Origin of the sequence: Streptomyces sp. B21-083, from assembly GCF_036898825.1 — a bacterium.
Taxonomy (GTDB): domain Bacteria; phylum Actinomycetota; class Actinomycetes; order Streptomycetales; family Streptomycetaceae; genus Streptomyces.
In genome coordinates, this window is sequence record NZ_JARUND010000001.1 from 2694384 (window position 1) to 2718064 (window position 23681).

General features: G+C 70.3%; 17 protein-coding genes. 3 read left to right on the top strand and 14 right to left on the bottom strand.

Annotated features, from left to right (window positions below):
• Positions 1 to 127 precede the first annotated feature (127 nt).
• From trmD to proS, 6 genes are all read right to left on the bottom strand, one after another.
• A complete protein-coding gene (trmD, locus tag QA861_RS12060; protein WP_334588340.1) occupies positions 128 to 949 on the bottom strand; it encodes a tRNA (guanosine(37)-N1)-methyltransferase TrmD in 822 nt (273 codons plus the stop codon).
• Positions 949 to 1512: a ribosome maturation factor RimM gene (rimM, locus tag QA861_RS12065; RefSeq protein ID WP_334588341.1), complete on the bottom strand. Its 564-nt coding sequence runs from the start codon at positions 1510 to 1512 to the stop codon at positions 949 to 951. Before rimM ends, trmD begins: the two co-directional genes overlap by 1 nt.
• A gap of 106 nt (positions 1513 to 1618) precedes the next feature.
• Positions 1619 to 1858 (bottom strand): RNA-binding protein, encoded by a 240-nt coding sequence (locus tag QA861_RS12070; RefSeq protein ID WP_006373563.1) that lies wholly within the window; start codon positions 1856 to 1858, stop codon positions 1619 to 1621.
• Positions 1859 to 1860: 2 nt separating this feature from the next.
• A complete protein-coding gene (rpsP, locus tag QA861_RS12075; protein ID WP_334588342.1) occupies positions 1861 to 2289 on the bottom strand; it encodes a 30S ribosomal protein S16 in 429 nt (142 codons plus the stop codon).
• Positions 2290 to 2598: 309 nt separating this feature from the next.
• A complete protein-coding gene (locus QA861_RS12080; protein ID WP_053739767.1) occupies positions 2599 to 3201 on the bottom strand; it encodes a hypothetical protein in 603 nt (200 codons plus the stop codon).
• Between the two features lie 251 nt (positions 3202 to 3452).
• Positions 3453 to 4868 carry a proline--tRNA ligase gene (gene proS / locus QA861_RS12085; RefSeq protein WP_334588343.1) on the bottom strand — a complete coding sequence of 472 codons (1416 nt, stop codon included), beginning with the start codon at positions 4866 to 4868 and terminating at the stop codon, positions 3453 to 3455.
• A 200-nt stretch (positions 4869 to 5068) separates the two neighbouring features.
• On the opposite strand from proS, the gene QA861_RS12090 reads away from it, so the two are divergent.
• Entirely contained in the window at positions 5069 to 5917 is an 849-nt protein-coding gene (locus QA861_RS12090; protein WP_334588345.1) for an SAM-dependent methyltransferase, read from the top strand.
• Positions 5918 to 6057: 140 nt separating this feature from the next.
• On the opposite strand, the gene ffh is transcribed toward QA861_RS12090, so the two are convergent.
• The 5 genes from ffh to nsdA form a co-directional block, all read right to left on the bottom strand.
• A complete protein-coding gene (ffh, locus tag QA861_RS12095) occupies positions 6058 to 7617 on the bottom strand; it encodes a signal recognition particle protein (protein ID WP_334588346.1) in 1560 nt (519 codons plus the stop codon).
• Positions 7618 to 7833: 216 nt separating this feature from the next.
• Entirely contained in the window at positions 7834 to 10290 is a 2457-nt protein-coding gene (locus tag QA861_RS12100; RefSeq protein WP_334588347.1) for a [protein-PII] uridylyltransferase, read from the bottom strand.
• A gap of 28 nt (positions 10291 to 10318) precedes the next feature.
• Entirely contained in the window at positions 10319 to 10657 is a 339-nt protein-coding gene (locus QA861_RS12105) for a P-II family nitrogen regulator (protein ID WP_006379495.1), read from the bottom strand.
• Positions 10654 to 11994, bottom strand: coding sequence for an ammonium transporter (locus QA861_RS12110; RefSeq protein ID WP_334588348.1), 1341 nt, complete (start codon positions 11992 to 11994; stop codon positions 10654 to 10656). Before QA861_RS12110 ends, QA861_RS12105 begins: the two co-directional genes overlap by 4 nt.
• Before the next feature lie 387 nt (positions 11995 to 12381).
• Complete coding sequence (gene nsdA, locus QA861_RS12115; RefSeq protein ID WP_334588349.1) at positions 12382 to 13866, bottom strand: transcriptional repressor NsdA; 1485 nt, start codon at positions 13864 to 13866, stop codon at positions 12382 to 12384.
• Between the two features lie 457 nt (positions 13867 to 14323).
• Between nsdA and QA861_RS12120 the strand changes: the two genes are divergently transcribed.
• Positions 14324 to 14986: a bifunctional DNA primase/polymerase gene (locus QA861_RS12120; protein ID WP_334588350.1), complete on the top strand. Its 663-nt coding sequence runs from the start codon at positions 14324 to 14326 to the stop codon at positions 14984 to 14986.
• A 113-nt stretch (positions 14987 to 15099) separates the two neighbouring features.
• On the opposite strand, the gene ftsY is transcribed toward QA861_RS12120, so the two are convergent.
• Complete coding sequence (ftsY, locus tag QA861_RS12125; RefSeq protein ID WP_334588351.1) at positions 15100 to 16299, bottom strand: signal recognition particle-docking protein FtsY; 1200 nt, start codon at positions 16297 to 16299, stop codon at positions 15100 to 15102.
• A gap of 321 nt (positions 16300 to 16620) precedes the next feature.
• Here ftsY and QA861_RS12130 point away from each other — a divergent pair, with 321 nt between their 5' ends.
• A complete protein-coding gene (locus QA861_RS12130; RefSeq protein ID WP_334588352.1) occupies positions 16621 to 17592 on the top strand; it encodes an LLM class flavin-dependent oxidoreductase in 972 nt (323 codons plus the stop codon).
• A gap of 128 nt (positions 17593 to 17720) precedes the next feature.
• Here QA861_RS12130 and QA861_RS12135 read toward each other — a convergent pair whose 3' ends face one another.
• Positions 17721 to 19139: a sugar porter family MFS transporter gene (locus QA861_RS12135; RefSeq protein WP_334588353.1), complete on the bottom strand. Its 1419-nt coding sequence runs from the start codon at positions 19137 to 19139 to the stop codon at positions 17721 to 17723.
• A gap of 187 nt (positions 19140 to 19326) precedes the next feature.
• Positions 19327 to 23529 carry an SMC hinge domain-related protein gene (locus tag QA861_RS12140; protein WP_334588354.1) on the bottom strand — a complete coding sequence of 1401 codons (4203 nt, stop codon included), beginning with the start codon at positions 23527 to 23529 and terminating at the stop codon, positions 19327 to 19329.
• Positions 23530 to 23681 lie beyond the last annotated feature (152 nt).

The following is a 23681-nucleotide window of genomic DNA, read 5'->3' on the forward strand; positions in this document are numbered from 1 at the left end:
TGCTTTCTTCGTTGATGCCACAGGTCATCAACGGGAGCTTGATTTACGGAGGAATGCTGTCCGTGCCGGGGCGGGCGTCGTGTCCCCCCGTGGCAGGGGCGCACGCCGGACGACGCACAACAGCGACCTATTCTTCCACGCCCTCTGGCCTGCGCCAAAATCGGCCGTCGGCGGAAGGCTGCCACCCCATGATGGAGAGCGTCTCGCGGTCCTTCTTGTCGAAGACCGACGCGTCCGTCTGCTCGAGCAGGCCGGGCCGGTTGGCCGCCGTACGGCGCAGCGCCTCGTCCCGGCGCCAGCGCGCGATCTTTCCGTGGTGGCCGCTGAGCAGCACGTCCGGGATCTCCCGGCCGCGCCACTGGGGCGGCTTGGTGTAGACGGGCCCCTCCAGGAGGTTTGCCATGGCACCGGGCGCGAAGGAGTCGTCCTGGTGCGACTCGGCGTTGCCCAGGACCCCGGGCAGCAGCCGCGCGACGGCCTCCGTGATCACCAGGACGGCCGCCTCACCGCCGGCGAGAACGTAGTCGCCGATGGACACCTCGTACACGGGCATCCGGGTCGCGTACTCGTCGATGACGCGCCGGTCGATGCCCTCGTAGCGGGCGGGTGTGAAGACGAGCCACGGCCGCTCGGACAGTTCGACGGCGAGCGCCTGGGTGAAGGGGCGGCCACTGGGGGTGGGCACGACCAGCGCGGGCGTCCGCGAGCCGGTCTCGTATCCGTCGGCCAGTACGTCGTCCAGCGCGTCGCCCCAGGGGTCGGTCTTCATGACCATTCCCGGGCCGCCGCCGTAAGGCGTGTCGTCGACCTTGTTGTGACGGTCGTACGTCCAGTCCCGAAGATCATGCACGTGCACATTCAGCTGTCCACGCGCGCGTGCCTTGCCGACGAGCGAGACGTTCAGGGGTTCGAGGTACTCCGGGAAGATCGTGACGACGTCGAGACGCATCAGGCGTCGGCCCCCGAGGAGTCCTCGTCGTCCCGGGCGGACGCGATCTCTGCCCGGTCGTCGATCAGACCCGGCGGCGGGTCGATGACCGCGCGCTGCTCCTCCAGGTCGATCTCCACCACGATCTCCTCGACGAACGGGATGTACACCTCGCTGCCGTCGGGTCGCTCCACGACGAACAGGTCCTGGGAGGGCAGGTGCGAGATCTCGGTGATGCGCCCGACCTCGGTGCCGTCCACCAGGACCACGTCCAGGTCCATCAGCTGGTGGTCGTAGTACTCGTCCTCGCCCTCGGGCATTTCCTCGGGGTCGACGTCGGCGATCAGCAGGGTGTTGCGCAGTGCCTCGGCGCCGGTCCGGTCGTGTACGCCCGCGAAGCGCAGCAGGAGCCGGCCGCTGTGGACGCGGCCGGTCTCGATGGTCAGCGGGCCCGCCGAGGCCGGGTCGGTCGCCAGGACGGCGCCGGGCGGGAGCCGGAGCTCCGGCTCGTCGGTACGTACCTCGACGGTGACCTCGCCCTTGATGCCGTGGGCGCGGCCCACACGCGCGACTACGAGCTGCACTTTCTGGAATCTCCTGTCGTGTGCCTACGGCATTACCGCGTAGACGACTTCGGGCCGGGGACGGCCCAAGTGGCCCTCCCCGGCCCGAGCCGGTGCTGCATGGTGATCAGCGAACCTGATCCACGTCGACGAGGTCGACACGGACACCACGTCCGCCGATGGCACCCACGACGGTGCGCAGGGCACGTGCGGTGCGGCCGTTGCGGCCGATCACCTTCCCGAGGTCGTCGGGGTGAACCCTGACCTCCAGAACGCGCCCGCGACGCAGGTCACGCGAGGCGACCTGCACTTCGTCGGGGTTGTCGACGATGCCCTTCACGAGGTGCTCGAGAGCCTCCTCGAGCATGCTCAGGCCTCGGTCGGCGCAGCCGCAGAGGAGTCGGCCGCGGCCTCGTCCTTCTTCTCGGCCTTCTTCTTCTGGGTGATGGCCTCACCCTTGCCCTCGTTGTCGCCGCCCAGGGCCTCGAACAACGGACGCGCGGGCTTCGGAGCGGCCACGAGCAGCGGAGCCGGGGCGGGCAGACCCTTGAACTTCTGCCAGTCGCCGGTCAGCTTGAGGATGGCGAGAACCGGCTCGGTCGGCTGCGCGCCGACACCCAGCCAGTACTGCGCACGCTCGGTGTCGACCTCGATGCGCGAGGGGTTCTGCACCGGGTGGTACAGGCCGATCTCCTCGATGGCCCGGCCGTCACGGCGGGTACGGGAGTCGGCGACGACGATGCGGTAGTGAGGCGAACGGATCTTGCCCAGACGCTTCAGCTTGATCTTGACTGCCACGGGAGTGGGTTCTCCTGAATTGGACGTGGTTGGGCACGGCGAGATTGCCGCGTGGGGTTGCGGTACCCGAGTGCCCGATGGACGCGTCAGCCGGAGGCGAGAGGGTTCCTGTGCGGCTGTCGAGTACAGCTGGCCATTCTGCCATACCCTGCGGGCCGCGCCGAACCCGGGCGCTGCTTCGCCACGCCTGTATGGGCACCCGGCGTTCCGGGTGCCCATACAGGCGCCTGCACGCGGCCCGCGCACTCCCCCACGTGTTCATCCGGCACCCACGAGATGCCGGGCTCGATCACGCGACGGGGCAAAGCCTCAGGCGGCGCCCGCACCCACGATCTCGGGGATGCGGAACGGCTTGCCGCAACCGCCGCACACGATCGGAGCCTGCGCCAGCACCGAGGGGACGACGCGCACGTTGCGACCGCAGTCACAGACGGCCTTCACGCGCACCCCTCCCCCGGAGGAACCGTGGCGGGCGGCCGGACCGCGGAAGGTGCGGGTGGTGTCGGAGGTGGTGGCGACCGTATGTGCCTTCAGGGCGCGCTGCAGCCGCTCCATGGTGGGCCGGTAGCGGCGCTTGGCCTCGGGGTTGAGCGTGACCAGCGAGAAACCGCTGCTGGGATGCGGTTCCTCCGGGTGGTCCAGGCCCAGCTCCTCTGCGATCGCGAGGAATCTACGGTTGTGGTATCGGCCGGCCCGGGAGGTGTCGCGGACTCCGCGGGCGGCGGCGATGCCATGGACTGCCTCATGCAGCAGTCGCTCGAAGGAGAGCGCGTGCCCGCAGGCGGACGACGACTCTCCGATCAGGGACTCGGGCGCGGCAAGATCGGGCAGCTCGGGGTGGTACCGCTGAATGTCGGCCCACGCCTGCGCCAGCTCTGCGGCGAGAACAGGTGGTGTCTGTGTCGTGCTCACGTAATGACAACGAGCCTGAGTGCCGCTGTGTTCCGATTCCGGGCCATCCCAAATAATTTGCACGTACCCGTCAGTTGCCGCTGATGCGTCCTGACGAGGGCGGGTGCGCTGATCTGCGGAGAAGCCTCACAGCTCATACCAAGCCGGTGCGTAGCCCCACGTACGACCCGGCGCGTAGACGTCGTCCGCACGCCGGGGTACCTGTGGTCGGCCGTTGCGCAAGGGGCGTTTCGGTCGCTCTCGCCCCAGCCTCAGTAGGTGCGGGCGACGATGGCGACGTTACCGGGTGCGTCATCCGCGTCGGGGACCGACCCGTCCGCCGCGACCAGACACCGTACGGTCACCCCGTGCTCGCCGAGCCCTGCTTCGCCCTCCTCACCGAGTACCGCCCAGGGGATGCGCGCCCAGCCGCCGGCGGTCGCCGCCTCGACGGCCTCCCCGATCGAGGACACCTCCGAGGTACGGGCCTGACGCCGCTCCCGCGACTGGGCCAGCAGCAGCGCCTGGTCCTCTTCGAGGACGGTGGGCAGCAGCCGTACGAGCGTGTCGGGGTCCACCGGCTCCCTGCCGCCCGGGATGCGGCGGGCGAGCATCACCGTGCCGTTCTCCAGGTCGCGGGGGCCGACCTCGACGCGTACGGGCACGCCCTTGAGCTCCCAGTCGACGGCGCGGCGGCCGAAGGGCACATCTGTGCGGTCGTCCACGTGTACGCGTACACCCGCCGCCTTCAGCCGGTCACCGATCTCACGGACCTTGGCCAGAACCGCTTCGTCACCCTTGATCGCGAGGACCACGGCCTGGATCGCGGCGAGGCGCGGCGGGACCCGCAGGCCATTGTCGTCGCCGTGTGCCATCACCAGGGCGCCGATCATGCGGGTCGTCGAACCCCAGGACGTCTGCCAGACGAGCTCCCGCCTGCCTTCCTTCGACAGATAGCTGGTGTTGAACGCCTTGGCGAAGTTCTGGCCCAGCTCGTGGCTGGTGGCCATCTGGATGGCCTTGCCGTCGCCCATCATGCCTTCGAGCGTGAGGGTGTTGATGGCACCCGCGAAGCGCTCCTTGACCGTCTTGCGGCCGGGAACGGTGTCCATCGCCAGAACGTTCACCATGAAGTCCTCGTAGACCTCGCGGTGGATGTGCGCGGCGAAGTCACGTGCGTCGTCGTGGGTGGCGTGCGCGGTGTGGCCTTCCTGCCACAGGAACTCCGACGTGCGGAGGAAGAGCCGCGGGCGCAGCTCCCAACGCACCACGTTCGCCCACTGATTGATCAGCAGGGGCAGATCGCGGTAGCTCTGCACCCACTTCGAGAAGTAGTCGTTGATGATCATCTCGGAGGTGGGACGCACCACCGCGGGCTCTTCGAGTTCCTTGCCGCCGCCGTGCGTGACCACGGCCAGCTCCGGCGCGAAGCCCTCGACGTGCTCGGCCTCCCTGACGAAGTACGACTGCGGGATCAGCAGGGGGAAGTAGGCGTTCTGCGCGCCCGTCTCCTTGATCCGCGTGTCCATCTCGGCCTGCATCCGCTCCCACAGCCCGTACCCGTACGGTCGGATGACCATGGTGCCCCGCACCGGACCGTTGTCGGCCAACTCGGCCTTGCCGACCAGATCCTGGTACCAGCGAGGGAAGTCAATTGCCTGCGGCGTGAGTACGGGGGCCTTTGCCATGGCGCGATGCTACGGGCCCACGCTGCCGGCATGTGAATTTTTTTCGTGAGCACACCGAGCACACAACCTCGGCCCGACAACCCCTGGACGGCGGGTCGAGGGCGGAGTTACCTGGCATACGGGGGAAGTGCGATCGCGCACTGCACGGGGGCCACCACATCGGAAACAGCGGCAACTCTCGTTGGATTGGGGCGCTTTCGATGACACCTACGCTCGTGCGACAGCACCTGCCTCACACGGGTCCGGCGACCCGCGTGGACCTGTGCACACGCGCGCGTGACTGGTCGGAGATCCAGGAGCGCATGTTCGTACCGCTCTATGAGGCCGTCTACGAGCGGCTGGAAGTGGGCAGCGGCACCCGAATGCTCGGCCTCGGCTGCGGCGCGGGCCTGGCCCTGTTGATGGCGGCGTCAAGAGGTGCCGCCGTCACCGGTGTCGAGGCATCGTCACCGCAGCGGCTGAGCCTCGCGCGGGAGCGTTTACTGCCCGAACCGGCGCTCACGCGCGCGCGTGCCCACAGGAGGCTCGCGGCGAGCCTCCCTGAGGAGACGGACTCGCCTCCCTACACCCTGGTGACCGCGTTCGAGCCGATCGGCTGTCGGGCGGGCGACTCCGAGGGACTCGGCGAGACGCTCGCGGCAGCCGTGCCGTCGGTCGGGCGAGGGGCGCCGGTGGTCCTGGTGGGCTGGGGTCCGCCGGAGCGCTGCGCCACGTCGGCCGTACTGCGGGTCGCGGCCCGGCTCGCCGATCCGCTGCGCGTCACGGGCAGTTGGCGCCCCGCGCTCCGCGACGACCTGGAGGAGGTCGCCCAGCGGGCCGGCCTGCGCCCGGGCGGCTCGGGGCGGGTGGCTTGCCCGTTCGGGTACGCGAACCTGGGCAGCGCGGTACGAGGGCTGCTGTCGACGGGGCTGTTCGACGCGGCGATCACGGCGACCGGCCAGGAGCAGGTGGACAAGGAGCTGGCGGAGGCGCTGCATCCGCATCAGCGGCGGGACGGGACGATCTGGATGCCGAACGTCTTCCGGTACCTCATCGCGCTGACGGCGTGAGATCCCCCTGAGAACTCTGCCCGGGCACACGTGAGGGCGCCCCTACGGCGAGGGGCGCCCTGAACGACGTAACACCAACCAGCCGTCTCGAATCAGCCGATCAACGGCTCAACGGCTCAACGGCTCAACCGATCGCCTTCTCAGCCCATGAACTTCTTGAACTCGTCCGGCAGCTCGAAGTCCTCGGGGGCCTGCTGGCCCGGCAGGCCGAAGGCACCGCCCGGAGCACCCTGGGCGCCGGCGGCCTTGCGCGCGGCCTCCTCCTGCTCCTGCTGCTTGCGCTTCATCGGGTTGCCGGAACGCTGCTTGCCCTTGGCCTGCTTGGGCTGCTTCTTCGACCGGCCGGGGCCGCCACCCATGCCCGGCATCCCGGGCATCCCCGGCATGCCGCCGCCCTGGGCCATGCGGGACATCATCTTGCGGGCCTCGAAGAACCGCTCGACCAGGCCCTTGACCGCGCTGACGTCGACACCGGAGCCCTTGGCGATACGGGCGCGGCGCGAGCCGTTGATGATCGTCGCGTCCTGGCGCTCGGCCGGGGTCATCGACTTGATGATGGCCGCCGTACGGTCCACATCGCGCTCGTCGAGGTTGTTGATCTGGTCCTTGATCTGACCCATGCCGGGCAGCATGCCGAGCAGCTTGCTGATCGACCCCATTTTCCTGACCTGCTCCATCTGGGCCAGGAAGTCATCCAGGGTGAAGTCCTGGCCCTTCTTGGACGCCAGTTTGGAGGCCATGGCCTCGGCTTCTTCCTGGCTGAACGTCTTCTCCGCCTGCTCGATCAGGGTGAGCAGGTCACCCATGTCGAGGATGCGGGAGGCCATCCGGTCAGGGTGGAACGCGTCGAAGTCGTCGAGCTTCTCGCCGTTCGACGCGAACATGATCGGCTTGCCGGTCACCGAGGCGATGGAGAGCGCGGCACCACCACGGGCGTCACCGTCGAGCTTCGACAGGACGACACCGTCGAAGCCGACGCCGTCCCGGAATGCCTCGGCCGTGTTGACGGCGTCCTGGCCGATCATCGCGTCGACGACGAAGAGGATCTCGTCGGGCGAGACCGCGTCCCGGATGTCCGCGGCCTGTCGCATCAGCTCGGCGTCGATACCGAGGCGGCCGGCGGTGTCCACGATCACGATGTCGTGGACCTTGGTCTTCGCGAACTCCATGGAGTCCTTGGCGACCTTGACCGGGTCACCGACCCCGTTGCCCGGCTCGGGCGCGTAGACCGCGACCCCGGCGCGCTCGGCGACGACGCTGAGCTGGTTGACGGCGTTGGGGCGCTGGAGGTCGGCGGCGACGAGGAGGGGCGAGTGTCCCTGGTCCTTGAGCCACTTGCCGAGCTTGCCCGCGAGGGTGGTCTTACCAGCACCCTGGAGACCAGCCAGCATGATGACGGTCGGGGGCTGCTTGGCGAAGCGGAGGCGGCGGGTTTCGCCGCCGAGGATCGTGACGAGTTCCTCGTTCACGATCTTCAGGACCTGCTGGGCGGGGTTCAGCGCCTTGGAGACGTCGGACCCGAGGGCACGCTCCTTGACGTTCTTGATGAACGTCCGCACGACCGGCAGGGCCACGTCGGCTTCGAGGAGCGCGATACGGATCTCGCGGGCCGTGGCGTCGATATCAGCCTCGCTGAGCCGACCCTTCCCGCGGAGAGATTTGAAAGTCGCGCTGAGGCGGTCAGAGAGGGTATCGAACACGGTGGCGTCGGTCCTCGGAGTCAGGGGACAAGGTGGGCTGCACCCAGGGTATCCGGCCCCGCAAACAAATCGTCCCCGCCTGCTGATTCAGCGGGCGGGGACGGAATCCCCACGAGGGCGGGGAGCATGCTTCGCACAGCCGTCCGTTACCGCGAAGGTTCGGACCATCCGCGCGTGGGCGGGGACTCTCGGCTCAACGAGAGAGGCCGGCCGCAGTCACCCCCGCAGCATCTCCTCCAGCTTTCTTGCCACCGAAGACGCCTCGGCCGCCGGTAGGGGCACGCCCTTGGCGTTGGTCACGTAGAAAGCGTCCACGGCATTCGAACCCAGCGTGCTGACGTGCATGCTCCGCACCCGCACCGCCGCGTCCTCCAGGGCCCGTCCGATGCGGTGCAGCAGCCCCGGGGCGTCCTGGGCGCGCACCTCGATCACCGTGGCCAGCCGGGATGCGGCCGGATGTACGGTCACCCGGGCCGCCGGCGCCACCACGCCCCGGCGGCGTGGGTACGCCGCGTCGCGCTCGGCCAGGCGGCCGGTGATGTCCAGGGAGCCGTCCAGGGCCCGTACGAGGTCGGCGCGCAGTCGGGCCGCCTGGGGCAGCGAGCCGTACTCGGCGGCGACGCGCCAGTCCAGGAGCAGGACCGCGCCCTCGACGCCGTCGGGGAGGTCCAGTGCGCGCAGTTCCGCCGTGCGCACGGTCAGCCGGTGCATCGCGAGGACGCCGGCCACGGCGGGCAGGACGCCCGGCTGGTCCGGAACCGCGATCAGGAGTTCCACGCCGAGTGGTTCGGGGTCGCCCGAGGCCTCCGTCTCCGCCGCCTCCGCCGGTACCTCCGTCTGGGCGCGCAGCGACAGCACCGGGCCGCCTGTGCGGAACGCCTCTATGGCGAGCCGTTCCTGCTCGGCGGTGGGCGCGGCGGCCTCGGGCTCCTCGGGGGCGTCCCCGGCGAGCACGGCGGCGACCCGTTTCACCAGGTCGGCGACGAGGGAGCCACGCCAGGACGACCAGGCGGCCGGGCCCGTGGCCAGCGCGTCGGATTCGGTGAGGGCGTGGAGGAGTTCCAGGGTGCTCTGCGTGCCGACGGCCTCGGCGACCGAGCGGACGGTGGCCGGGTCCTCCAGGTCACGCCGGGTGGCGGTGTCGACGAGCAGCAGATGGTGGCGTACGAGAGTCGCCAGGACCGCCACGTCCGCACGGTCGAAGCCGATGCGGGCGGCCACGTCCTTGGCGATGATCTCGCCCGCCACCGAGTGGTCGCCGGGCCAGCCCTTGCCGATGTCGTGGAGAAGCGCGGAGACGAGGAGGAGGTCGGGGCGGCTGACGCGGCGGGTGAACTCGGAGGCCCGGACGGCCGTTTCGATCAGGTGGCGGTCGACCGTCCAGATGTGGACGGCATTGCGCTGCGGGCGGCAGCGGACCCGCTCCCAGTCCGGGAGGAAGTGGGTGATCAGGCCTTCGGCCTCCAGCGCCTCCCAGACCTCGATGGTCGGGCGGCCCGAGCCCAGCAGCGTCACCAGTTGTTCGCGCGCCTCGGCCGGCCACGGGGTGGGCAGCGGTCGTGCCACGGCCGCCATGCGGCGGACCGCGTGCAGGGACATCGGGAGTCCTGCCTGCGCCGCTGCGGCGGCGGCGCGCAGCGGGAGTACGGGGTCGCGGTCGGGGCGTGCGGCGCGGGCGAGGACCACCTCGCCGTCCTGCTCCACGACGCCTTCCGCCAACGGGGAACGTTCCGCCACCGGCTTGCCGCCGCCCAGCATGGCGCGCAGGCGCGGGCGTACGGCGCGCGATCGCAGTACGCGCCCCACCTCGCGCCAGGTGACGTCACTCGCGTACGAGACGACGCGTGCCGCCTCGTACACCTGTCGCAGGAGGGTGTCGGCGTCGAGGAGTCCGAGTTCGGCGGCTACCTGGTCCTGTTCCTGGAGGGCGAGGCGGTCGGTCGCACGGCCCGTCGTCAGGTGGAGGGCGTCTCGGACGTCCAGCAGGCGGCGGCGCGCGTCGGCGAGGCCCTCGCGGGGGGCGTCGGCCAGCCAGGAGGCCGCGACCGCGCGGAGGGCGGTGGCGTCGCGCAGGCCGCCGCGGGCCTCCTTGAGGTCGGGTTCGAGGAGGTACTGCAGCTCGCCCTGACGTTCGGCCCGTTCGGCGCAGAGTTCCTGGAGTTCGGGGAGGCGTTTGGGCGCCTGGTTGCGCCAGTCGGCGAGGACGGCGGTACGCAGCCCGGCCGTGAGGCCGAGGTCGCCGGCGAGGTGGCGGGCGTCCAGCAGGCCCAGCTGCACCTTGAGGTCCTCGCCCGAGGTCTTGCGGGCCTCGGACGGCGTCCGGACGGAGTGGTCCAGGGCGAGACCCAGGTCCCAGACGGGGTACCAGAGGCGGTCCGCGAGGGCCGCGACCCCGGCGGAGTCGCTGCCGTCGTGGAGGAGGAGCAGGTCCAGGTCGCTGCGTGGGGAGAGTTCGCCTCTGCCGTAGCCGCCGACGGCGACCAGGGAGACCCCGCGCAGTTCCTCGGCGCCGGCCGTGAAGAGGCCGCTCAGCCATTCGTCCGTCAGTTCGGCCAGGGCCGCACGGCGCGGCGGCCCGGACCGCGCCTCCTCAGTGAGGAGGCGCAGCCGGGCCGCCGCATAGCCGCTGGGTCCCGAGTCCTCTGCATCCTTACGCACGTCCGTACTCGTCACCCAGCGACTCCTGTTCTGTTTTGCTGCCTCAGAGCGCGTCCGGGCCGCGCTCGCCGGTCCGGACCCTGACGGCCGTCTCGACCGGGAGGGACCAGACCTTGCCGTCACCGATCTTGCCGGTCCTGGCCGCCTTGACGATGACGTCGATCAGGCCTTCGGCGTCGTCGTCCTCGGCGAGAACCTCGATACGGATCTTGGGAACCAGGTCGACCGTGTACTCGGCGCCGCGGTAGACCTCGGTGTGCCCACGCTGACGACCGTAGCCGCTCGCCTCGGTGACCGTCAGGCCGTGGACCCCGAAGGCCTGGAGGGCCTCCTTGATCTCGTCGAGCCGGTGGGGCTTCACAACGGCGGTGATGAGCTTCATGCGTCCACCTTCTTGCTCTCGCCACCGACGGCCGCCGTGACGGACGTACGGGCCGCGCCGCCGCCGGCGCCGCTGAAGTCGTATGCGGTCTCGGCGTGCTCGGCCTGGTCGATGCCGGCGATCTCGTCGTCCTCGGGGACGCGCATACCGATCGTCTTGTCGAGGAGGAAGGCGAGGATCGCGGAGACGACCAGGGAGTAGCCGAGGACGGCGAAGACACCGGCGCACTGCTTCCAGAACTGGTCGAGGCCGCCGCCGTAGAAGAGGCCCTCGACCTCCGACTGGCCCTTGCCGCTGGCGAAGAAGCCGATCAGCAGGGAGCCGACGACACCGCCGACCATGTGGACACCGACGACGTCGAGCGAGTCGTCGTAACCGAACTTGTACTTGAGGCCGACAGCCATGGCGCACAGCACACCGGCGATGGCGCCGACCGCGATCGCGCCGATCGGGGAGACCGCACCGCCGGAGGGGGTGATGGCGACCAGACCCGCGACAGCGCCGGAGGCGGCGCCCAGCGTGGTGAAGGCGCCGTGGCGGATCTTCTCGTAGATGAGCCAGGCGAGCATGGCGGCGGCGGTGGCGACCTGCGTGTTGACGAACATCAGCGTGCCGACGCCGTCGTCGTTGCCCAGCCACGAGCCGGCGTTGAAGCCGAACCAGCCGAACCACAGGAGGCCGGAGCCGAGCATGACCAGCGGGAGGCTGTGCGGGCGCATCGGGTCCTTCTTGAAGCCGACGCGCTTGCCGATGACCAGGATCACACCGAGCGCCGCGGCACCCGCGTTGATGTGGACCGCCGTACCACCGGCGAAGTCGATGACGCCGAGCTCGAAGGCCCAGCCGCCCGCGCCCCATACCCAGTGGGCGACGGGGAAGTACACGACGGTGGCCCACAGGGCGACGAACAGCGCCCAGGCCGAGAACTTCACGCGGTCCGCGAGGGCACCGCTGATCAGGGCGGGCGTGATGATCGCGAACATCATCTGGAAGACCATGAAGGTCAGGATCGGGATGTTGTAGCCGTCCCACAGATCGGTCGTGCCGATGTCACTGAGACCGAACCAACCCGAGGTCCAGCCGATGAGGCTGCCCTTGTCGGTGCCGAATGCGAGGGAGAAGCCGTACAGCACCCACAGAAGGGTGACGATGCCGATGCTGATAAAGCTCATCATCAACATGTTCAGGGTGCTCTTGACGCGGACCATGCCTCCGTAGAAGAAGGCGAGACCGGGGGTCATGAGCAACACCAGGGCCGAACAGATCAGCATGAACCCGGTGTTCGCGGCAGAGAGCTTGGGAGCCTCTGCGGCTAGCGTGATGGCGGCTGATGCCATCGGCGTCTCCTCGTCATTGGTACGGCGGCCCCGTGCGGGCGAAGCCTGAGCGGATTGCGGGGTGGGCCGGTTATGCGCCAGACATTGACGCAGCGCCGTTTCGGTCGACGCCCCTCGATGTTTCGGCGACGTGACGAAGGCGCCGCCCGTGTTACGCCTGAATGAACTGCCGGATTTCGGTCACCGTGATCGTTATCGTGACGCAATCTTCGGCAAAGGCAACCGCACCACCGCTTGAGAAACCCCCACGGAGACCAGCCACATCCGCGAGAGCGGCGCCGGCTCGGGCGCAGACGCGGTCCGGCCGCGGCGGGCCTTCCGATGACCTGGCGGGGGAGCCGAGTCGGGCTGTCGGGAGGGCCTGCCGCGGCCGGGGTTCTGGGGTTTTCAGACCGCTTCGGCGGTCTCGGGCAGTTCGATCGCGAGGAGGTCGGTCAGGTCGACGACCTCGGTGAGATCGCCGAAATCGCGTACGGCCGTGTCTACGGTCTTTCGGATACGAGTGCTGACGCGTTCGGAGCGCACCTTCTTGGCGATGACCATGGCCTCGGCGGCCAGTACCGTCGCCCGCTCGGGCTCGCGCTGGAGGAGGTGGACGGTGGCCATGCCGATCAGGTTCAGTGCGTACGACCGCTGGTGATCGGTGTCCTTCGCGAACAGGTCGACGGCGTTGCGCATCATGGGCTCGGCCAGGGACGCGTAGGTGGGGCTGCGGCCGGCGACATAGGCCAGGTCACGGAACGAGTGGGAGTTCTCGCCGTACAGCTCGGCCCGGGAGAAGAAGCGGATCCAGTCGGGATCGGGCTCGTCCCAATCGTGTACGTCCGCGAACGTGTCCTCGGCCATCCGCACGGCCCGCTTGCACTTTCCGGGTTGCCCCATATTGGCGTATGCGCGCGCCTCCATCGCATACAGCATGGCCTGGGTGCGGGGGCTTGCGCAGTCACGGCTGCCGTACTGCGCGAGATGGATCAGTTCGAGGGCGTCGTCGGGCCGGCCGAGGTGGATCATCTGACGGCTCATGGACGACAGGACGTACGAACCCAGCGGCTTGTCGCCGGCCTCCTTGGCGGCGTGCAGGGCCAGGACGAAGTACTTCTGGGCGGTCGGCTGGAGCCCCACGTCGTACGACATCCAGCCGGCGAGTTCGGCCAGCTCGGCGGCGACCTTGAACAGCTTGCGGGCGGTGGCCTCGGGCTGGGGCTCCTGGAGGAGGTCCGTCACCTCGTGCAGCTGTCCGACCACCGCCTTGCGGCGCAGTCCGCCGCCGCACTGCGCGTCCCACTGCCGGAACATCGCGGTGGTGGACTCCAGCAGCTCCAGTTCGGGCTTGGAGAGGCGGCCGGCCCGGCGCGCGGCGGACGGGTGTTCGGGCTCCTCGGGCGGAGCGGGGGGCACCGGGACGAGCCAGCGCTGCATGGGCTCGATGAGGGTGGGGCCGGCGGCGAGGGACAGCGCGGTGCCAAGGAAGCCGCGTCGCGCCAGCATCAGGTCGCTGCGCGAGAACTCGCTGAGCAGGGCCACGGTCTGAGGGGCCGTCCAGGGCAGGTCGACGCCGGACGTGGACGGCGACTGCCGGGCGGCGCGCAGCCCGAGGTCCTCGATGGAGACGACGCAGCCGAAGCGCTCGGAGAACAGCTCGGAGAGGATGCGCGGGATCGGCTCGCGCGGGTTCTCCCCGTCGAGCCAGCGCCGGACCCGCGAGGTGTCCGTCGAGATGTGGTTGGCACCCAACTGGCGAGCCCGGCGGTTCACTTGGCGCGCCAGTTCACCCTTCGACCAGCCGCTGCGCACGAACCACGAGCCGAGCAGCTCGTTCGGGCGCTTGTCGGTGCTAGCCGCGGTCGTCGCGCTTCCGCCGTTGCCGCCCACTGGAACGCCCCCACTCCCTGAGACCGCTTGTCGCCGAGTGCGCCAAGCCCTATCAGAATGCCGGTAAATAGGCTCCACGTCCGGCAGTTCTCACCCTTCGAACGGGAAGTCGACTTGCCTCCGGCATACCCACAAGCGCATGCATCCTCAGGCCTCGTGCACTCAAAGTAATCCTACGATCACGCCTCCGGCCATGGCGATCCAGGAAACGCCACCATTCGCCACCCCTTCGAATGAACTCACGGGCGCCTGCGCAGGATTGACTTGACAGTGGACGGTCGGGAGTGGGCGGAGCGATGCGCGTGAGGGCGCGCGCCGCCGAGCGCACCACCCGCGGCACTTCTGGGCGCCGACTGGAACGGGTGATGGCGGGCAGGGGTGCGGACAGACGGAAACACAGGGTCACGTTCTGCTCGCAGTTCGTAACCACCGGTGCGTCGGACCCGTTGGAGGGGGCATGGGCTTCACGATCGGCAGCAGCCGGGGTATTCGCGAGATCCGGCCCGGCACGCGCCGCCGCGGCCGGTCGTCGGAGTGCACCGCCGTGGCCGAGTACACCGGCCTCTGGGGCTGGGACGTGGTCGCCGGTGCCCGCGCGGCGGGCGGCGCCTGCTCCTGCGGCCTGGCCGACTGCCCCACGCCCGGCGCCCACCCCCTGAGCTTCGCGCCCCGGGTCGAGGCAGGCGCCACACTCGGCGAAGTCATGGACACCTGGGGCCAGTTCCCCGGCGCCTCGGTCATGCTCCCGGTGGGCCGCGCCTTCGACGTGATCGAGGTCGCCGAACCGGCCGGCCGGCACGCCCTGGTCCGCCTGGAGCGCATGGGCCTGCCCCTCGGCCCGGTCGCCGCCACCCCTGACGGCCGCGCCCAGTTCTTCGTCGCCCCCGGCGCCGCCACCGAACTCCCCGCACTCCTCTACCGCATGGGCTGGGACGACGCGACCCTCGACCTGCACGGCCTGGGCGCCGGTACGTATCTGACGGCGCCCCCGTCCGACCGGGGCTGCCTCGGCCCCGTCACCTGGCTGCGCCCGCCCGCCCTGGACACGGCGACGAAGCCCCCGGCGGCCAGGCTGCTGCTGGGAACGCTCGCCTACGTGGCGCACCGGTCGCGGCTGTAGCGCGGGCCGCACAGCAAGACGCCCGTCCCCAACCGCACCTTGGGGACGGGCGTCTCTTCGTGGGCCTACGAAGTGGACCTACGAAATTTCGGAGGCGGCGACCACGATGGTGATCACTCCCCGATAAGTGCGTCAACGAACGCCTCCGGCTCGAACGGAGCCAGATCGTCGGCCCCCTCACCGAGCCCGATCAGCTTCACCGGCACGCCCAGTTCGCGCTGTACGGCGATGACGATGCCGCCCTTGGCGGTGCCGTCGAGCTTGGTGAGCACGATGCCGGTGATGTCGACGACCTCGGCGAAGACACGGGCCTGGACCAGCCCGTTCTGCCCGGTCGTGGCGTCCAGCACGAGCAGCACCTCGTCCAGCGGGGCGTGCTTCTCGACGACGCGCTTGACCTTGCCGAGCTCGTCCATGAGCCCGGTCTTGGTGTGCAGCCGCCCGGCGGTGTCGATCAGGACGACGTCGGCACCGGCCGCGATGCCTTCCTTGACGGCGTCGAAGGCGATCGACGCGGGGTCACCGCCCTCGGGGCCGCGCACGGTTCGGGCCCCGACTCGGTCGCCCCAGGTCTGGAGCTGGTCGGCGGCGGCGGCCCGGAAGGTGTCGGCGGCACCGAGAACGACGTTCTTGCCGTCGGCGACCAGGACGCGCGCGAGCTTGCCGGTGGTGGTGGTCTTGCCGGTGCCGTTGACGCCGACGACCATCACGATGCCCGGGGTGTCGAGGTTGGAGTCGGTCTTCACGGTCCGGTCGAACTCGGGTACGAGGATCTGGAGCAGCTCCTCGCGCAGCAGCCCGCGCAGCTCGGCGGGCGTGCGGGTGCCGAGCACCTTCACCCGCTCGCGCAGCCTTTCGACCAGGTCCTGGGTGGGCTGGACGCCGACATCGGCGGTGAGGAGGGTGTCCTCGACCTCCTCCCAGGTGTCGTCGTCGAGGTGCTCGCGCGCGAGGAGCGTGAGGAGCCCCTTGCCGAGCGCGTTCTGCGACCGGGAGAGCCGGGTGCGCAGCCGGACCAGCCGGCCGGCGGTGGGTTCCGGTACCTCGATGGCGGGAGCGGAGGGAGGTTCCTCGACGGCGACGGACGAGGCGTCGGCGCCCGGGAGATCCACCTCCTCTATCGTGCGGCGCGGTTCGTCGCGCGGCGTCTCGGCCTCGTCGCCGACATGCGGCTCGGCCGGAGGGGCGGTGAGGTCGGGTGTCGTGGGGGGCGCCGGGGGCAGCGGCTTCTTCCTGCGGCTGCCGACGACGAGCCCACCGAGCACACCGAGCACGACCACGGCGATGACTACAGCAAGGATGATGGTTTCCATAACTGTCCCAGTATGGCGTGACCTCCCACGCGGGCGTTCGTCGTCCACACCGGGCCGTTTGGCCCACCGGGCCGGGCTGGTCCGCCGTCCGACCATGAATCGGCCGGGAAGCCCCTTGGGGAGGGTCACAACCGCACCAGTAGGCGAGGTGCCACCGGGTGGACGCAGCAGTGCCCCCAGGCGGTGTCACTGCCCATCCAGTGGGCCGTGACACCCCCTCCCCGATGTCCGCGGCCCCGACCTCCCACGCCTACACCCTGGCGACCTGACGAGCCGTCAGTTACCGTCCCTCCCACACCGCCGACGAAGGGGATCGGTCCCATGCCCGTCACCGTCGTACGTTTCAACCTGGTCGCCCCCGATGCCACCCCCGCCGACCTCCGCGCCCGCTACCAGGCCGCGATCGAGATGGCCGCGTACGCCGACGCCCACGGCATCACCACGGTCCAGACCGAGGAGCACCACGGCGTCGCCAACAACTGGCTGCCCTCGCCGTTCGCCTTCGCGGGAGCCGTGTTCGGGGCGACGCGGCGGATCGCGGTGACGGTGTCGGCGGTGATCGGTCCGCTGCACGACCCCCTGAGGCTCGCCGAGGACATCGCCGTACTCGATCTGCTGAGCGGCGGACGGCTGGTCACGGTCGCCGGGATCGGGTACCGGCCCGAGGAGTACGCCCATTTCGGCGCCGACTGGAAGCGGCGCGGCAAGCTCCAGGACGAGCTGCTGGAGACGCTCCTGAAGGCCTGGACCGGCGAGGAGTTCACGTACCGGGGCCGTACGGTACGGGTCACTCCGCGCCCGTGCACCGACCCGCATCCGCTCCTTCTGGTGGGCGGCTCGTCGAAGGCGGCGGCCAGACGGGCGGCCCGTCTCGGGCTCCCTCTCTTCCCCAGCGCACACCTGCCCGAGCTGGAGGCCTACTACAAGGAGCGGCTCGTCGAGTACGGCACGGAGGGCTGGACGATGATGCCGGCCGCCGAGACCCCGCTGCTGCACATCACCGAGGACCCGGACCGGGCGTGGGCCGAGCACGGCCACCACTTCCTGCACGAGGCCCGGACGTACGCCTCCTGGCAGTCCGGCGACATACGGTCCGCCGTGAAGTCGGCGGCCACGACGGTCGAGGAACTGCGTGCCGAGGGCGTGTACCGGATGCTGACGCCCGAGGAGTGCGTGGCCCAGGGGCTGGACAACTACGTGCTGCATCCGCTGTCGGGCGGGATGCCGGTGGAGGAGGGGTGGCGGAGTCTGCGGCTGTTCGGGGAGCGGGTGCTGCCGGAACTGGCGGGCTGACGCACCTGCCCGCCGAAAGGCCGCTCCCGGCTCGGGCAGAGGCCGAGCAGCCGGAAGCGGCGGCGGATACGGGGAGAAGGGCAGCGGGGACTTGGCCCTTCTCCCCGAGTCGTGCGGAGGTGACGGGGCTAGCCCATCTCCTCCAGCGTCTTGCCCTTCGTCTCCTTGACGAACCGGAGCACGAAGGGGATCGAGAGCACCGCGAAGATCGTGTAGATCACGTAGGTGGCGGAGAGGTTCCAGTCGGCCAGTGACGGGAAACTCGCGGTGATGGCCCAGTTGGCGATCCACTGTGCGGCGGCGGCCACACCGAGGGCGGCGGCGCGGAGCCTGTTCGGGAACATCTCGCCGAGGAAGACCCAGACGACGACGCCCCAGGACAGGGCGAAGAAGAGCACAAACACATGGGCGGCGACCAGGGCGACCCAGCCCTGGGTGGCGGGCAGCTTGCCGTCGACGAGGTCGTAGGAGAAGGCCCAGGCCTCCAGGGCGAGCCCGAGGGCCATGCCGACGGAACCGATGAGCGCGAGCGGCCGGCGGCCGATCCGGTCGACGAAGATCATGGCGATCACGGTGCCGATGATGTTGATGATCGACGTGGTGAACGAGTAGAGGAACGAGTCCGTCGGGTCGACGCCGACCGACTGCCACAGCGTCGAGGAGTAGTAGAACGCGACGTTGATGCCGACGAACTGCTGGAAGACCGAGAGTCCGATACCGATCCAGACGATCGGCTTGAAGAGGAAGGTGCCGCCGAGCAGGTCCTTGAAGACCGACTGGTGCTCCCTCTTCATGGCCCGCTCGATCTCGGCGACCCGGGCGTCCAGGTCGATACCGTCGCCCTCGACCTCGCGCAGCACCTCACGGGCGCGCTCGTCCCGGCCGACGGAGATCAGGAAGCGCGGCGACTCGGGGATCGCGAACGACAGCAGCCCGTAGAGCACCGCCGGTACGACCATCACGCCGAGCATGACCTGCCAGGCCTCGACGCCCAGCAGCTCACCGCGCTGGTCGCCGCCCGCCGCGTTCAGGATGCCCCAGTTGACCAGCTGCGAGATGGCGATGCCGACGACGATCGCGGCCTGCTGGAAGGAACCGAGCCGTCCCCGGTACGCGGCCGGGGCGACCTCGGCGATGTAGGCGGGGCCGATGACGGAGGCCATACCGATGGCGAAGCCGCCGACGATCCGCCAGAAGGCGAGGTCGTACAGCGCGAAGGGCAGCGCGGAGCCGACGGCGCTGATGGTGAACAGCACCGCGGAGATCTGCATGCAGCGGATACGGCCGATGCGGTCGGCCATGCGTCCGGCGGTGGCCGCGCCGATGGCGCAGCCGATCAACGCGATGGCGATGACCTGTGCCAGGGCCGCGGAGCCGACGTCGTAGCGGCTCCGGATCGCCTCGACAGCGCCGTTGATCACGGCACTGTCGTAGCCGAAGAGGAAACCGCCCATCGCGGCCGCCGCCGCGATGAAGATGACATGTCCGAGATGCTCGGGATGAGCCGCTCCGGCTCCTGACTTGGGTTCCTGCTCAGTGCTGGTCACGAACAACTCCTCGGGCCACCGGCAACGCCGCCGGGTGGGGGACCCTCTCAGGTAGGTGGTACCTGAAGGTAAAACCGACGCTACCGAGACTATGCCTTCAAGTTTCGAAGGTGACAGCGCGATTGCTGTGAGAAAGAAGGCACAATCAGCGGCGTTACCTTCAAGTTTTGAAGGATAGAAGCAGGGGTTAGCGGAGCCGTTGGGAAATCACCTTCGACACGCCGTCGCCCTGCATGGAGACGCCGTACAGCGCGTCGGCGACTTCCATCGTGCGCTTCTGATGCGTGATCACGATCAGCTGCGAGGCCTCCTGGAGCTCCTGCATGATCCGGATCAGCCGCTGGAGGTTGGTGTCGTCGAGCGCCGCCTCGACCTCGTCCATCACATAGAACGGGCTGGGGCGGGCCTTGAAGATCGACACGAGCAGCGCAACGGCGGTCAGCGAACGCTCGCCGCCGGACAGCAGGGACAACCGCTTGACCTTCTTGCCCGGCGGTCGGGCCTCCACGTCCACGCCGGTGGTGAGCATGTTGTCGGGGTCGGTCAGGATCAGCCGCCCCTCGCCTCCGGGGAACAGCCGGCTGAAGACGCCCTCGAACTGCACCGCCGTGTCCCGGTACGCCTCGGTGAAGACCTGCTCGACACGCTCGTCGACTTCCTTCACGACTTGAAGCAGATCAGTGCGCGTCTTCTTCAGATCCTCGAGCTGCTCACTGAGGAACTTGTGCCGTTCCTCCAGTGCCGCGAACTCCTCCAGCGCCAGCGGGTTGACCTTGCCCAGCTGCTGGTAGGCCCGCTCGGTCGCCCTGAGCCGCTTCTCCTGCTCGGCGCGGTGGAACTGCTTCGGCTGGTTGCGCGGATGCTCCGGATCCTCGGGCAGTTCCTCGCCGTCGGCGGGGGGCGAGGGCGGCACCAACTGGTGCGGGCCGTACTCGGCCACCAACCCCTCCGGTTCCACACCGAGTTCCTCCAGCGCCTTGGTCTCCAGCTGCTCGATCCGCAGCCGCTTCTCGGCGCCGAGTACCTCCCCTCGGTGCATTGAATCCGTCAACTTGTCGAGATCGGCCTTGAAGTCCCGCCCGGCGGCGCGAGCGGCGGTCAGTTCCTGCTCACGCCGGGCCTTGGCGGCGTCGGCCGCGGTGCGTTCCTGATCGGCCCGGGAGAGCGAGACCTCGACGTGCGCGAGCAGTTGCCGGGCCCCGGAACCGACGGCTTCGGCGACGGCCGCCTCGTGCCGGAGCCGCGCCCTCCGCCGCTCGGCACGCGCGCGTGCCTCCCGTTCGGCACGTGCGGCCCGGTCGAGCGATTCGGCCCGTCCGGCGAGCCCCTTGACCCGCTCCTCGTGCGTACGGACCTGGAGCCGGGCTTCCATCTCGGTCTGCCGCGCGTTGGCGCCGTCGGCGGCGAGCCGGTCCCGGACTCCGGTGTCGGGCTCCTCCTCGACGGGCATCTCCTCGGCGACAGCGAGCCGCTCCGCCAACTCCTCGGCATCCTCTACGGCCTTGTCGAGCGCTTCCTGCGCGCGCGCCGCCGCCGCGGTGGACCTCTCGGCCTCCCCGGCGGCGCCCCTGGCCTGTCCGGCGAGCCGCCCGAGCTGCTGGGCGACGGCCGACTTCTCCCGGTCGGCGGCCCGCCGCCGCTCCCCCAACTCCTCGACGAACGCGGCACACTCCTTGCGCCGCTCCCCGGCGAGCCGCTGCGCCCCGGCCAACTCCTCGCACCGTACGGCCAGTTCATCGAGCTCGGCGGCGGCCTCGTCGACGGAGGCCTGCACCTCCAGCAGACTCGGCGCCCCGGCGGACCCACCGTGCGCGAAGTGGGCGCCGAGCAGGTCCCCTTCGGCGGTCACGGCGATCAACTCCGGCCGGGAGTACACCAGTTCCTCGGCGTCTTCGAGCGTCTCGACGACCACGATCCCGCGCAGCAACCGGCGTACGGCGGACATGAGTTCGGCGGGGCCTCGGACCAGGTCGGCGGCAAGAGGCGACCCATTCGAGGAGCGCCTCTCGGTCACCGCACGATCGCGGGGCGCCGAACCCTGGCCGTCGGCGGCACCGGCATCGTGGACGCCGCCGGGCGAGAACCCCTGGCCGTCGAACGCCTCGGCGTCGCGGGAACCGCCGGAGCGGGTACCCGCGGCCGCGCCGGAGTCGTCACCTCGGGCAGCTCCCTCGCCCGGATCCCCTGGCCCCGAAGCGGACTCGCCCGAGGCATCGGCATTACGCACACCCACGACACCCGGGTGCGCGGGCCCTGACGGCCACCGCCCCGCACCGGGACCGGCCGACCGATCCTCGCCCGGGGGACGGCTCCGCTCCCCCGCACCAACGGCGGTCTCCCTCGTCAGTCCCTGTCCGGCACCAGGGGCACCACCGAGAGTCTCCAGCCCTTGCTCGGCCGACCGTCCCACACCCGCCGGGCCCTCACCCGCCGCATCGTCCAACCGCCCTGCGCCATCCGCAGGGCTCACCGCCCCACGCACCCTCGCCTCCGACGCCCCCACCCAGCGCCGAACCGCCTCCGACGAACCGCCCGCAGGCCCCGAGCCGGCGCCCACCCCGTCGCCGCCCCGCCCACCGCCGTCCTCCCTGTCCACCGAGTCACGCGCCCCCTCGGCCCGCTCCCCCACCGAACCGCCCGGCCTGCGCGGCCGGGCCTCCGCCGGCTCCGGTGCCCCCGCCAGCAGCAGCGAAGCGCGCCCCCCGTCCTGCTTGCGCAGCAGACGGATCGCGGCTGCCGCGGAGGCCGGGGTCGTCACCGCGATGGCGTTCGCCGCCGCGCCGAAGGCCGCGGCCACGGCGACCTCGTGGCCCGGGGTGACCGTCAGCAGTTCCGCCGCCGGGCCGAGCAGGCCGGTGAGCCGGTCCCGCGCGGCCAATAGCGCGCCCGTGCCGTCCTTGCGGCGCAGGCCCAGGGCCAGGGCCTCGTGGCGGGCCTGGGTGGCGGCACGCCTGCGCTCCGCCGCCGTGACCGCCTCGCGGGCCGCGGTGAGGGCCGCCTCCGCGTCGGCGAGGGCGGCCTTCGCCGTGTCGTGCCGCTCCGCCAGTTCCGCGTCACCCGCGTCGAGGCCGTCCACCTCGGCCTGCAGCGTCTCGTACTCAGCCTGGGCCGCGACCGCGCGTTCCCGCGCCTCGTCGCGCGCGGCGGCGAGGCGGCCGATCTCAGCCTGGGCGCCGGCCGCGCGCGACCGGGCGGCGTTGACCTGGCCGGTCAGCCGGGCCAGGCCCTCGCGGCGGTCGGCGATCGCGCGGGCCAGGTCCTTCAGGCGCCGTTCCTCGACCGCGAGTTCGCGCTCCAGCTCGGCCCGGTGCTCGACCGTGTCCTCCAGCGCGTGTTCGGCCGCCTCCAGAGCCGCCTCCAGCTCGGCCTCCTGCTCACGGATACGCGCGGCCTCGCGCTCCATGTCCTCCGGCTCACGTCCGCGCCGCTCCTCGTCGGGGGCGGAGGTGGCGCTCTTCACCCGGGCGTCGGCCAGCGAAACGGTGCCTCGCACCCGTTCGGCGAGCTGGGAGAGGTCGTACCAGGTCTGCTGGGCGCGCTGGAGGCGTGGCGTGAGCTGCCGTACCTCGTCCTCCAGGAGCGCCTCGCGCTGGAGGGCCTTCCTCAGCTCGGCCTCCGTCGCCTCCTTGCGTTCCTTGAGCGCGGCCTCGTCCGCGACCTCCGTCTGGAGCGCCCCCCGCAGCCGTACGAGATCGTCGGCGAGGAGCCGGAGGCGGGCGTCGCGCAGATCCGCCTGGATGACCGCGGCCCGGCGCGCGACCGCCGCCTGCCGTCCCAACGGCTTCAGCTGGCGCCGCAGTTCGTCGGTGAGGTCCTGGACGCGGGCGAGGTTCGCCTGCATCGCGTCCAGCTTGCGCAGCGCCTTCTCCTTGCGCTTGCGGTGCTTCAGTACGCCGGCCGCCTCCTCGATGAAGGCGCGGCGGCCCATCGGATCGGCGTGCAGTACGGAGTCCAGCTGGCCCTGGCCGACGATGACGTGCATCTCACGGCCGATGCCGGAGTCGGACAGCAGGTCCTGGATGTCGAGCAGCCGGCAGGTGTCGCCGTTGATCTGGTACTCGCTGCCGCCGTTGCGGAACATGATCCGCGTGATGGTGACCTCGGCGTACTCGATGGGCAGCGCGCCGTCGGAGTTGTCGATGGTGAGGGAGACCTCGGCGCGGCCGAGCGGCGGGCGCCCGGTGGTGCCGGCGAAGATGACGTCCTCCATCTTGCCGCCGCGCAGCGACTTGGCGCCCTGCTCGCCCATGACCCAGCTGAGGGCGTCCACGACGTTGGACTTGCCCGAGCCGTTCGGGCCCACGACACACGTGATGCCCGGCTCGAAGCGCAGCGTGGTCGCCGAGGCGAACGACTTGAACCCGCGGAGGGTCAGGGCCTTGAGGTGCACGCCGCTGGACTCTACCTTCCGCCCTTATGTCACACGATGACCCCCTGGATACCCCCCGGCGGTTTCACCGATGAACGTGCAGGGCACATCAGACGTTAGAGAGAGTGGAGAACCTGTGGAAGGGCCGGGACCACTCTTGACCATCGGGGAAG

Bases quoted from the DNA above. Each gene is read 5' to 3' on its own strand.
- trmD (WP_334588340.1), bottom strand. From the start codon at position 949: ATGCGTCTCGACGTCGTCACGATCTTCCCGGAGTACCTCGAACCCCTG.
- QA861_RS12070 (WP_006373563.1), bottom strand. From the start codon at position 1,858: ATGCTCGAGGAGGCTCTCGAGCACCTCGTGAAGGGCATCGTCGACAAC.
- proS (WP_334588343.1), bottom strand. From the start codon at position 4,868: ATGGCAAAGGCCCCCGTACTCACGCCGCAGGCAATTGACTTCCCTCGC.
- QA861_RS12090 (WP_334588345.1), top strand. From the start codon at position 5,069: ATGACACCTACGCTCGTGCGACAGCACCTGCCTCACACGGGTCCGGCG.
- QA861_RS12105 (WP_006379495.1), bottom strand. From the start codon at position 10,657: ATGAAGCTCATCACCGCCGTTGTGAAGCCCCACCGGCTCGACGAGATC.
- QA861_RS12110 (WP_334588348.1), bottom strand. From the start codon at position 11,994: ATGGCATCAGCCGCCATCACGCTAGCCGCAGAGGCTCCCAAGCTCTCT.
- QA861_RS12120 (WP_334588350.1), top strand. From the start codon at position 14,324: ATGGGCTTCACGATCGGCAGCAGCCGGGGTATTCGCGAGATCCGGCCC.
- ftsY (WP_334588351.1), bottom strand. From the start codon at position 16,299: ATGGAAACCATCATCCTTGCTGTAGTCATCGCCGTGGTCGTGCTCGGT.
- QA861_RS12130 (WP_334588352.1), top strand. From the start codon at position 16,621: ATGCCCGTCACCGTCGTACGTTTCAACCTGGTCGCCCCCGATGCCACC.